General features: G+C 44.9%; 11 protein-coding genes. 6 read left to right on the top strand and 5 right to left on the bottom strand.

Annotation, left to right across the window (positions count from 1 at the left end):
* Positions 1–710, top strand: a 710-nt coding sequence (locus AXFE_RS21680) for an IS1595 family transposase (protein ID WP_407071695.1), incomplete at its 5' end; no start/stop codon positions are given.
* 697 nt (positions 711–1,407) lie between these two features.
* Here the strand turns inward: AXFE_RS21680 and AXFE_RS16255 are convergent.
* Positions 1,408–1,893 (bottom strand): MarR family winged helix-turn-helix transcriptional regulator, encoded by a 486-nt coding sequence (locus tag AXFE_RS16255; protein ID WP_052606989.1) that lies wholly within the window; start codon positions 1,891–1,893, stop codon positions 1,408–1,410.
* 179 nt (positions 1,894–2,072) lie between these two features.
* Here AXFE_RS16255 and AXFE_RS16250 point away from each other — a divergent pair, with 179 nt between their 5' ends.
* A complete protein-coding gene (locus tag AXFE_RS16250; RefSeq protein ID WP_052606988.1) occupies positions 2,073–3,821 on the top strand; it encodes an MFS transporter in 1,749 nt (582 codons plus the stop codon).
* A 788-nt stretch (positions 3,822–4,609) separates the two neighbouring features.
* On the opposite strand, the gene AXFE_RS16245 is transcribed toward AXFE_RS16250, so the two are convergent.
* On the bottom strand, positions 4,610–5,095 hold the full coding sequence (locus AXFE_RS16245) for a CBS domain-containing protein (RefSeq protein WP_052606987.1): 486 nt from the start codon (positions 5,093–5,095) through the stop codon (positions 4,610–4,612).
* A 966-nt stretch (positions 5,096–6,061) separates the two neighbouring features.
* Here AXFE_RS16245 and AXFE_RS16240 point away from each other — a divergent pair.
* The 4 genes from AXFE_RS16240 to AXFE_RS16225 all read left to right on the top strand — a co-directional run bounded on the left by AXFE_RS16240 (position 6,062) and on the right by AXFE_RS16225 (position 9,817).
* Entirely contained in the window at positions 6,062–6,988 is a 927-nt protein-coding gene (locus AXFE_RS16240; protein ID WP_052606986.1) for an acyl-ACP desaturase, read from the top strand.
* A gap of 720 nt (positions 6,989–7,708) precedes the next feature.
* Positions 7,709–8,602 carry a tyrosine recombinase gene (locus AXFE_RS16235; protein ID WP_052606985.1) on the top strand — a complete coding sequence of 298 codons (894 nt, stop codon included), beginning with the start codon at positions 7,709–7,711 and terminating at the stop codon, positions 8,600–8,602.
* Positions 8,603–8,638: 36 nt separating this feature from the next.
* Positions 8,639–8,986: a TraR/DksA family transcriptional regulator gene (locus AXFE_RS16230; RefSeq protein ID WP_052606984.1), complete on the top strand. Its 348-nt coding sequence runs from the start codon at positions 8,639–8,641 to the stop codon at positions 8,984–8,986.
* Positions 8,987–9,073: 87 nt separating this feature from the next.
* Positions 9,074–9,817 carry a site-2 protease family protein gene (locus AXFE_RS16225; protein ID WP_052606983.1) on the top strand — a complete coding sequence of 248 codons (744 nt, stop codon included), beginning with the start codon at positions 9,074–9,076 and terminating at the stop codon, positions 9,815–9,817.
* A 376-nt stretch (positions 9,818–10,193) separates the two neighbouring features.
* On the opposite strand, the gene AXFE_RS16220 is transcribed toward AXFE_RS16225, so the two are convergent.
* The 3 genes from AXFE_RS16220 to AXFE_RS20880 form a co-directional block, all read right to left on the bottom strand.
* Positions 10,194–10,694: a transposase gene (locus AXFE_RS16220; protein WP_052606982.1), complete on the bottom strand. Its 501-nt coding sequence runs from the start codon at positions 10,692–10,694 to the stop codon at positions 10,194–10,196.
* A 127-nt stretch (positions 10,695–10,821) separates the two neighbouring features.
* Entirely contained in the window at positions 10,822–11,094 is a 273-nt protein-coding gene (locus AXFE_RS16215; protein ID WP_052606981.1) for a DDE transposase, read from the bottom strand.
* A 280-nt stretch (positions 11,095–11,374) separates the two neighbouring features.
* Positions 11,375–11,621, bottom strand: a 247-nt coding sequence (locus AXFE_RS20880) for a hypothetical protein (RefSeq protein WP_235347893.1), incomplete at its 5' end; no start/stop codon positions are given.

Raw genomic sequence — 11,621 nt, 5'->3', positions numbered from 1 at the left:
ATGCAGCATCTCGAGCTCCACTTTTTCAATGTAAATCTTGTCACCGTCAAACTAGCGTTACCTCCGGAACCATCTTCCATCGAAGCCATATCTCTTTATCCAAGTGGTTCTCCGCTATCTATCTATTGTCCAACGACAAGCGTGGTCTTTCGGCTACTACCATTGCTAAATTCGTTCAAGTATCTTATTCGACTGGCTGGTTGATGCTAAATAAGCTACGAAAAGCAATGACTGACCGAAATGGTTTATATAAACTTGGAGGAAACGTCCAGGTAGATGAGTTCTTTTTAGGTGGTGAGAGCCATGGCGAAGGCAGAAGAGGAAAGGGAACAAAACAAACCAATGTCCTAATTGGAGTGTCGATTAGCAATGGTGCTCCTACTCATTGCTTCATGGAAGTAATCAAAGATACCACTGCTAAATCACCCAAAGATGTTTTTGTGAGACGTTTAGATTCTAATACCAAGCTGATAAGTGATGGTAACCCAAGTTACGGGGTATGTGCTGAAAGACCTTGGACTAGCGCACTGGTTCACTCTATCCAAAGACGAACAAGCACATGTAACATTCAAATGGCTCAAGATCCTAAATTGGAAACTGCAAGAAATTTATCGACGGAACATACCACGGACGTGAGGAACATAAGCAACTTTACCTCGAGGAATTCGCATACCGATTCAACCGAAGGCACTTTGAAATGTCCTTGGTAGAGCGACTTCTCAATACATGTGTGTTTGCGTCTCCACATCCGCTACTCCGCGAATCTGATTCCAAAATGGCTCTTGCTTACGAAACTTGATAAGTATGTTGCGCAATGTCTCCTAGAAAGTCGATCGATCCCACGGTGCATGAATCAGAGAAGCTGGCTCATGCTAGCTTGACTCGGTTGTCCTGGAGCCTAGTTGTTTTTGATTGTCAATATAACGTAAGCAGGTTTAGCTTCGTGGGTCAATTTGGATTCGCTTAGATGGGTAGTAACTATCCAATTGGCAAGCTCAAAAGGAACTCCTAACAACTGAATCTAATCTAAATTCAGAGATCCCTAATTATCTCTGAATTGCTACTGGATCTCTCATGGTGCGTTTTGATAATTGAAAGTTGAGTGGGCCAGTAACCTAAATGTGCTGGGACCATTTTTGGTCAAGCGTTTTCGTCACGATATATGTGTGGATGTGGGATTGACCCAATGGTAGGTGCATCTGATAGTGGTTCGTTGCCGCTTAGATCTTTCGTTTGGTTAACGCTAATGCGTCGGCGTTAATTCGATGAGGGGGCGAGATAATCAAGTACCGGAGATAATTTGGCTAGCGATCCTGTATTTCGGATCAAAGGTGAGAATACGGCGCGCTATGGCGGTGTTAGATCGTGCTGATGAGTTTTAACACCACCTTCCCATGTCGGTTAGCTTTACTCAAAAGGACATGAAGGCGAACCTTCGAAATCCTGGATTGTTTTAATTAGTTCAAGCAGTGCTGGAATGGCGGATATGATGGCAGCCTTGGCATCTAGATTGATGTCGTCAAGTCCCCTAACCAAGAGCGACAAGCGGTGGTCTCTAAGAGTGGAGATAGTCTCCTCTCCATATGGAGTTAGACAGAGTGTGCCTACTCTTCGGTCATTATCTGAGGTGGTTCGATTGAGGATGCCCAGCTTCATCAATCGCTTGATCAAGGTGGAGGCTGTATTTGGAGCAATAGAGAGTGCATTGGCCATTACGCCTACTCTCACATTGGGGTGATCATAGACATATCGAAGTAACTCATATTCAGGTGATGAGAAGACGCCATCTGTGTATAACTCTCTTTGGCTTCGACGAAGGGTACGCCGAAGTTGGCCAATGGCCTGTGCTAATTCCACCGCAACTTCGTTAGTGACACCATTTGCTTCGGTCATCGACTATAGTTTATTCTGTAACAGAAATAAATCTCCTGAAGGTCTCAAAATTCTGCGTTAGGTAATTGGTGTCGTTCGATCGGTCTCGATATCGTTTATATCTCCTTTTTCGGCGGAGTTAGGGACGCGACAGGTGGGTAGTCAATTGCCCTTCGATTTGCATTTTGGAAAGGTCGCCAATGGCCGCTTTACTAGCGTCAACTAACGGTAAATCTGTATCGCAGAATGATCGATATAAATGGATTGCTCTCTCCAATACTACTCTAGGCGTATTGATGGCGACGATAGATTCATCGATCACCCTTATTGCGCTTCCAGATATCTTTCGAGGAATCGGCCTCAACCCACTTGGACCCGGTAATAGCTTTTATCTGCTTTGGATGATTCTTGGGTTTTTGATCGTAACAAGCGTCTTGGTGGTGAGTCTTGGCCGTTTGGGTGACATCTACGGTCGAGTTAAGATGTATAACCTGGGCTTTGTTATCTATACGGTTGGCTCTTTGCTATTGACCATAGACCCCTATAAGGGAAGGTCAGGAGCCCTCTTTTTGATCGTTATGCGTTTGGTGCAAGGGTTAGGTTCGGCCTTCTTGGTGGCTAATGCTTCGGCGATTTTGGCCGATGCGTTCCCGGCAAACCAAAGAGGTACGGCTCTTGGAATCAACCAGGTCGCTGGTATTTCGGGTTCCTTTATCGGCTTGATTTTAGGAGGTTTACTAGCTCCTATCGATTGGAGATTGATCTTTCTAATTTCAGTCCCGATTGGACTTTTTGGGACCATTTGGGCATATCTAAAGCTAGAGGAACGGGGTATCAGAAAGCCAGCTAAGATCGACTGGCTTGGCAACGTTACATTCGCTATTGGATTGATATTAATTATGGTTGGTATTACCTACGGCATCCAACCGCACGGTACGAGCGCCACTGGATGGACATCCCCATTGGTTCTTGGAGAATTGATCAGCGGCATTGCATTCTTTGCGATCTTTGGATTTATTGAAACCAAGAGTGCCTATCCAATGTTTCGAATTTCCTTGTTCAAAATTCGGGCCTTTAGCTTTGGTACGATATCTACATTCTTAGTCTCGATTTCTCGCGGCGGCTTAATGTTTATGCTAATTATTTGGTTGCAGGGGATCTGGCTTCCCCTCCATGGTTATAGTTTTTCCGCCACTCCATTGTGGGCGGGAATATATATGCTCCCTCTAACTCTGGGCTTTCTAATTGCGGGGCCCATGTCAGGCTACCTGTCAGACCGATATGGTCCTAGAATCTTCGCAACGATTGGTCCGATCGGAACAGCGTTAGCCTTTGTGGGGTTTCTAGAACTCTCTGTCGACTTCTCGTATTGGACATTCGGCCTTATCTTGTTTGTCTCGGGCCTCTCTCAAGGGGTGTTTGCGGCGCCGAATCGTGCTGCGGTTATGAATAGCCTTCCGGCTGAAAACCGAGGAGTTGGTGGTGCGATGAATTCGACCTTTCAAAACTCTGCGCAGGTGTTTTCTATCGGAATTTTCTTCTCTCTCATGATCGCAGGGCTATCAATCTCTTTGCCTGGTGCGCTAGTTAGTGGATTGGGTTCTCAGGGAGTAGCACACGCTACAGCTGTAACGCTGTCTCATGTGCCTCCTGTTTCCGTGCTCTTTGCCGCACTCTTAGGGTATAATCCGATAGCTAAGCTTCTGGGTCCCCACAATATGTCATTGCTTTCACATCATGCCGCGACCGTTTTGACTGGTCGAACATTCTTCCCGAAGTTAATCTCAGCTCCTTTTGCATCAGGGCTGCGTGAAGCTTTCATCTTTGCTATCGTAGCTTGCATCATAGCTGCCGTTATTTCGGCTGGTCGGGGTCGAGGTGACAACATTGCGCTCAAGTCGGAACTAAATGATGACTCGCCGATTGAGATAAATGTCGAAGGGATCTAAGGGCTCTTGGGAGCTAAAGTAGTTTGTGCTGTTGCCAATAGGAAGATAATTAAAAGAGTCGCCAACTCTAAATGATTGGTCGACGTTACCGAACTTGATTAAGTGCTATTTAGTATCAGTAATTACATCTAGATGGTGCTAGCTTTTGGCTAAAGTGATCTTTTTGTAGGTGTTGTTGTTTAGGCTGGTGGGCTTGGGGTCGTAATGATTGATTTAATAGTTAATTTAATCTCAACTATTTATTGTGATAGTGATAGTTATGTGGATAAGCCAAGAGTTATTGATTGTTCATTTGATTGTAGATTATGGTAAGGTTTTTTTCAAGAGATCTTTTTATAATTAAAGTAAATTTAGCTATTCAAAGTCCATAAGCCTATGGTAAATGGTGCGTAGTTGGTCTTTGATGTCGTTTTTATGCCGATAATCTACCCCCTAGCTAAATTTGGGCCTTGTTCCTATTTCGCAGCAGAGCTATCGACAATGTAAGGCTTTGCTTGAAGATCATACATTGCTATACATTGCTTGAGATTTAGTTCGCGCGATCTTATTAGCGCCATTAGTGTTGATAATTTTATTAACTAAACATAGGGTGTTAGCGGCAGCTATATTATTAGATTAGTTTGCGTACCAGATCTCAAATATGTTAGCCTCAGGCGCTCCTAGCTTTACGCTAAATCAAATGGAATTAGGTCTTGTTTTGGTGACTTATTTAGCTGGTAATTACGCCAACTCTGAAACGACGAGGTGTCGCTTGGGCTTAGACGCATTTGCATTGCCGAATGGGGCCATCATTCACCAAAGAGAAACTTCAAGATGTCAGATCTAGTGACAACGGCTACAACTTTGGGGCCATCGGTAACAGCTAGGGTACGCAACTTGAGATCGTGCATAATTGTCGCTGCGGTCTCTATAGTGTCATTGACCTTTACCGAGGCTGTCTTCGTGGTCTCCATTGCATCGGCGACCTTGGATGCGTATGCGGCGCGGAGCTGCGTCTCGTAATGCTTGACAGCAGGTGGCCACGCGCCAAATTCAGCGAATATCCCAAATACCGTGGGAAGGTGTAGTCGAACACCCTCGACTAATAGATCATCATCGCTAAAGATTCCAATGAGCGCTGCTTTGTCATCAAGTACTGGCAGTACTGAGACGTTGTTTTTGATTAATTTGGCTGCCGCCTCTTGGATTGACTCCTGTGGCTCGACATATATCAGGCTGGTTGACATTATTGAGGAAACTGCGGTATTCGATGGATCACGTTTAGTGGTTGCCATAGCTATGATCTCCTTTTACTTTATCAAGGTCACATTAGATATTGTGGCATTTATATCTACAATCTACTCCTATTCGAGATGATATTCCATTTTCCTTTAGGAATGGCTACCAAAGGTTACTTTAGTGCTAATGATCTCGCATCCCGCAAAATATGATAGCGAGGGTAGGTACTTTTTGAAGATCGCTGGTTCCAATGCTGATTTGGTTATTCACTGCACTCATCGCTTTTGCTTTGCGGCGACAAATGCTTACCGAAGGTGAGGATGACTAGTTTCTTTGGAGATGAACTAAGCAACCGACAGACCATGCCTAAGGAGTTCAATGTCTTGAATCAAAGTAGTCGTATGTGCCCTAAATCATCCAGCCTGCTTCGGTGTCAGTGGGAGATAGATCTGCAGTTTCCTTGGAGGTCCTTCGACTATGGTTTTCAATTTGCTTCATATTAGCTAGTTATGGTTGGGATTCTCTGGCCATGTAGGCAAAGTTTGCTATCGAACCTCTATTGGATACTGGTTTTCAATTGGGATAAATGTTTTGCCTTTGGTCCAATAACGTTGTTATTTGTCCAGTTATATGCGGATAGGTAAGCGTATTTATGGTCGATTACTTTTGACAGACTTATGAGTTTTTAGGGAATAGGTACCTTGGAAGCTGTATCCATTGGTGTGGGATTGTCTGGAACAAGGAGGCGCGCCGAGCTTTTTATGGGTTAGGGGCAATTGTGTGTAAAGATCCTTATTGGCTGGTGGTGAATTATTTATTTCGATGGTCCTCCAAATCGATCCATCGGCAGCGCTAGTCAGTTCGCTATCGGTGGTTTTTTCAATGAAGGGTACGTGGGTTAATTTTCCATCTAACGATATCGGATCATTCCAGCAATTTAATGTAACCCTGGTGTGAATATAATCATAAGACTTTATTGATTAATAGGATTGTAATTCGCCCATGTACGGTAGTTTGGGATAATGAATTTCGAGGGTTTTTTAAAGGAACTTGAGCCGACCGTAGGGTCGCTTATGACAAAGCATCTCGGAATGTCCAAGGAGTGGTTTCCTCATGAATTGGTACCATGGTCTAGAGGTCGTGACTTTGTGGCTGGGGAGGAGTGGGACAGTTCTTCTTCGACCATTAGTCCGGGAACAAGAAGTGCACTCTTTGTCAACTTACTTACAGAGGACAACCTTCCGTATTATTTCAATGCCTTGCTTGCGGCTTTCGGAAGTGATGATAGCTGGGGAGCCTGGGCTCGTCGATGGACAGCCGAGGAGCACCGTCACTCCATCGTAATTCGTGACTATTTGACGGTCACTCGTTTGATTGATCCAATTACCCTGGAACGTAGTCGAATGAACCAAGTGTCGAATGGTATCGTACCGGAACCTGTCTCTCCTGTCGACACAATTGCATACGTTACTCTTCAAGAGCTCGCAACTAGGGTGGCCCACCGAAATACGGGTAAGTTAATCGGAGACGAAGTTGGCTTTGCTATTATGGCTCGCGTTGCTAGCGATGAGAATCTCCATCATCTTTTCTATCGTGACTTGACCCTGGCTGCTCTGGAGCGAAATCCCAGCGAGACGCTTGAGGCGATCGAACGGCAAGTCCGAAGTTTTTCCATGCCTGGAACTGGAATAGATGGGTTTACGGAGCACTCTAAGAATATCGCAAAAGAGGGTATTTACGACTTTAGCCTTCATTACGACCAAGTCATAGTTCCAGTTGTCCTTAGGAATTGGCGAATTTGTGAACTGAGCGGCCTTACACCGGAGGCGGATGCTGCTCGGGAGCGACTAATGAAGTTTATCGCCCGCCTTGAGGTGGCAGCTCGACGAACCAGAGCACGCAGAGACGATATTGAGGGTGCGGCTCAATCTAATATGGACCGATCATAGGGCGCTCGTCGACAATATAGACACAGGCCTGGTCTATGTGTCATAACCTGTGATATCACTTTAGATTTAAGGCGATTTGTTGCGAATTCGTTTAATTTGTGGTCGCTTTAGTCCGGAATTAAGAGAAGGTCAGTTATCTCGAGGTCTAAAGCATAAGCGGCGCCCCTTACTACTTGGGATTTCATATCCTTTGAACTTCCTCGACGATACAATTTACGACCTAGCCCAAGTAGGTTGTGCTTTTGACGCCTTTGTAATGCGATTCTAAACTATGTTCGGGAGGTTTTGCACTTTGGGTGATCACCCACTCGGGACAGGGCTACTTCTGCTTGTGAGGGGAGTTGGTGGTGGTCGTAGCACTCCTAGCTAGTTTGATGGATCCATAAGTACTTATGGATCCATCAAACTAGCTCCAAATAATTAGCGATAAAGAAATAGCTCCAATTGATAGATAGCTTCAGGTTTATCCTTTTTTATCGGTCCAATATTGATTGATCTGGTGTGGTTTTTCCGATCCAAATGCATTGGCTAAAATACATTGTATTGAATGGTTTTTTACCTTGGGCATTAGGGAGTCCTTCGGTTGACTTTATTCGCTAGGCTAGTGACTAAGTATTGTGCACCTAGATTTTTGGGTATTTGATAGCTTTATCTTCTAGTTAAAATTGGATATCAGAAGATTGTGGTTCTATTTTTGTGCTGTAGTTTTGGGGGCCGTCTGTGACGGAATCCACAAGTTATATTGAGGGATATTTGGAGGAGTTGCGCCTTGTCTTTGGGAGGGCTAATGCAACTATAGACGCATATTATCAGGATCTAGGGAATCTGAGTGCGGTTCTAGAAAATCTTGGCTCTAACCTTTTGAGCGCGGACTCTAGAGTAATCGGTATCGCCATTGACCAACTTGGCAGCCGTTTAGCAACCACTTCCTTGGTGAGGCTTATCTCAGTCGCTAGGGGTTTTTATCGGTATCTCCTAAACATCGGAGCGATCAATCTCTCTCCGCTTGAGGGGTTGGAGGTTCCAAAGGCTCCGCTATATTTCCCAGAGGTATTGGAAATCCACGAAGTGGAAGCGCTCCTAGATGTAATTAATCTTGGTACAGATTATGGAGTTCGGGATCGAGCAATGTTGGAACTGGCCTATGGCTCAGGACTTAGGGCTTCAGAGGTAATAGGAGCCAACGTTGATGATCTGGATTTGGAAGAGGCACTTGCTCGAGTTCGCGGCAAGGGAGATAAGTTCCGCATTGTTCCTCTAACTCCCCTTAGCGTGTCCATGTTGAGGAGGTACATCTACGAAGGAGCTCGTTCGAACTTGGAGGGCCATTCTCGCTCCTCGGCTCTCTTTTACTCCTCTAGGTCCAAGCGGATTTCGCGTCAAGCGCTATGGCAGATAGTGAAGAAATATGCACTTTTAGCGGGCATTCGAACTTCGATTCATCCTCACACCCTACGCCATAGCTGCGCGACTCACATGGTAGCAGGAGGAGCCGATATTAGAAGTGTGCAAGAACTACTTGGTCACTCTTCGATTACCACAACTCAGATCTATACCCATATAACTCCAACTAGGTTGCTGGAGGTCTATCGAGCTTCGCATCCGCGAGCGTAGTTTATCTATCGGGGGAAAGATCTCTATAATCTTAGCATGGAAGAAATTAAGGCTGAAAATAAGTCAATCAAGGAGTTTCTAAACCAAGAGCGTGAGATATTGACGGCCAAGGTACAAGAACTTGGCAAAGACGCAACGGTTAATGGTGGCTATGATCCTAACTTTGCCGACTCGTCAGTTGTGATTGCTGAACGGGTTGAGGCCGAGGGACAATTGGCTAATTTAGAGGTTGCCCTTGCCGAGGTGGAGGTTGCACTCACCAAGTTGGATTCGAATAACTATGGCATCTGTGAGAGTTGCCATAGAGAGATTGCCACCGAACGGCTAGAGGCCATCCCTACCACTCGGTATTGCCGTGATTGCGCATCAAACCATAAGGCCTAGCTTCAATTACAAGGGCGAAAGTTGTAGTTACCACAATTCGCATATCATTGATAGGTAACAAATATGTGTAGACGTGGAGCTAACTAGTTGAACCGTAAAGTTCTAATATATGCCGGTATCGCCCTTGTGGCATTTATTGCTCTCTCAAAAGGAATCTTGAATGTCTACTTAGGTATAAATTTTCTTGCGGCGATCATCGCTCTTGTCTTGCACGAGATTTCGCATGGATTGGTGGCTCTTTATTATGGCGATCATACTGCAGCTAAAGCGGGTCGCCTCCGTCTAAACCCACTGGCTCACATTGATCCATTTGGTACATTGATACTACCGGGTATGTTGATGCTTTTAGGGCTTACCCCGATTGGATACGCCAAGCCGGTGCCCGTAAACGCCGCTAATTTGCGCAATCCAAGACGTTCATCCTTGGTGGTCTCTTTAGCGGGCCCAGTTACGAATTTGATTCTCTCGATATTAGCCGGGATCATTCTTAGAATCTTTGTCTTTTCGAACTCCTATGGCAGTACGACTCCGATTCTGGGTGGGTCCATAAATACCACTAGCTTAATTGGCTATTTCTGGGTTTATTTCGGCATAATAAACGCTATTTACTTTATATTCAACATTCTTCCTATACCGCCTCTTGATGGTTCGGCTATTCTTCGTCGCGTTATAGGTGAGTATAAGTTTGCTGCAATTACGGCTAATCTAAAGTTTTTGATACCGATTCTACTTTTGGTAGTCTTTATTTTCCCAGGGGCGCTGAGCTCGATATTTGCGCCAATCGTACGATTATGGCTCGACGTTTTTCTTCCTTCGACCGCTTACCTATGATTTTAGAGCCATATCTCCATTTCGATGGAGGTCGACGATAGCGGGGTTGCAAATTTTGGTGAGTGTGGATTGTTCGATCTTAGATGAAGGCACTAAGGGCCATTTGAACCTCTTGGAACGTAGCGGCCCAACTCTTTGATGGGCGTCAAAGTCGTTTTTTGGTACGTATCTCTTTGCCTTTTCCCTTATAATTGAGTTGGTCGAGTTTTTCCCATTGGCGATCTTAAAAGGGCTCTCCTAAAATAGATGTGGATCAAGCAACCCTTTCGTAGGGGAGCTTGAGATCAATCGGACCGCATGAAAGCATCACCAAGCAAGTGTTGATTTTGCAGAGTGAAGACCATAGCATCTAGCAATGGCGGATCTAATATATTGTTTAGACCCTCAAGCCTTCCGTTGGAGACACCCTTTTCAAGCTAGGGGGCTCAATAGCAGCCATAATTCCATCTTTATGGGTTCGAATTGTCTTTGATAATCTGACAAAGCTAGGTATCTGTGATCGTGAAGCACGAGCACACCAGGAATCCAAGAACTCAGCTACTTCGTCATTGGATAATCCACTACCGAATATCCCTCTTAGGGATTCTTTCATCTCTAAGGGCTTTAGAAGTATTGCAGCGGTTGACTTTATTTGACGTAGAGTCTCATTTTGGCGTTGAGTCAAATCACCAGGATTCTTTAGTAATGCCCATCTTGCACTCACAAACCTACGGGCGTAATCTGGAGTAGGAAGTTTTCTCAGTTGGCGCCATAGGTCGCATCTTACCTCCTCCAGGGCCTCAGTGCCCAATTTAACGACATGAAAAGGATCGAGTGCGATTTGAGTATCTGGTGTGCGATCAGCGAAAGCTTTAGCAAAAGCTGGTCCCATGTCCATTGTTGCTACTTGTGTGAGAGCTTGGAACGTTGCGAACCAAGCTCACATAAGAACCCATCTAGACTCTTAGCGCTTTTTCCTTCTGCTCCATAGACGATCTTTCCAGTTTCATGATCTGTTACGGGCTCTAAATAACTTGGGTTATGTACTTATGGTGTTTACGATAGGCAATCTCATCTACCCCTATTATTGAGAGCTTATCTAGTCGCTTTGGATCGATCTCTTTGGCTACTACTCTCTCACAGATCGTACCAACTGTTTTCTGAGCAATCCGGGTGAGCTTCGTAACTGTTGTTTTATCCATCTTTGCGGTTGAGCCGGCAACTAGATGTTCAAAGTCTCTCGTGAAGCGTGTTACTGGCCATTGAGAACTGCAAGTTGGTGGACACGAAGAATGCATACAAGTGGCCATCACTTTTGCACATTTTACCACAGCTCGCGTTTATCTGAGGCCGCTTTTTTTACTATTACAGTAGCTATTTCATTCGGTCCTTCTATGGGCATTTCTTGTCGAGGAGGTGAAATAATGTAACCTTTGGTCGCAAAGGTCTATTATCTACTCCAACTTGCATCCAAGAGCAGTTAATTGTCGATTAGATGAAAGTGCTCTATCGAGGCGCAGTGTGATTTTTAGATAGGGTTGAGATTTCGTTGAGGGCGACTTGGAAAAGATCTCTTTATTATTCTTTTTTATGGGTAGTAGCTACAGGTTGTTGAGCCTGTGGGCGAAGATCGTTGGATTGTGCGTAAACGCGAAGCGTTTTCCACATTTCAACTTTCGTTTGCGTAGCAATCGTCCACAACTCAATAACCCCCATTACGTTCCTGGATAGGTGGAGGTTATAGATTCTAGATTCTAGAGATCTAGCGAGTATTGACGGCAACCGCAAGTTACCCAACCCAACCAAGAGGCCCCATCGTGAACCC

Origin of the sequence: Acidithrix ferrooxidans (genome assembly GCF_000949295.1) — a bacterium.
GTDB lineage: Bacteria > Actinomycetota > Acidimicrobiia > Acidimicrobiales > Acidimicrobiaceae > Acidithrix > Acidithrix ferrooxidans.
This window is presented reverse-complemented; position numbering and strand designations above follow the sequence as displayed.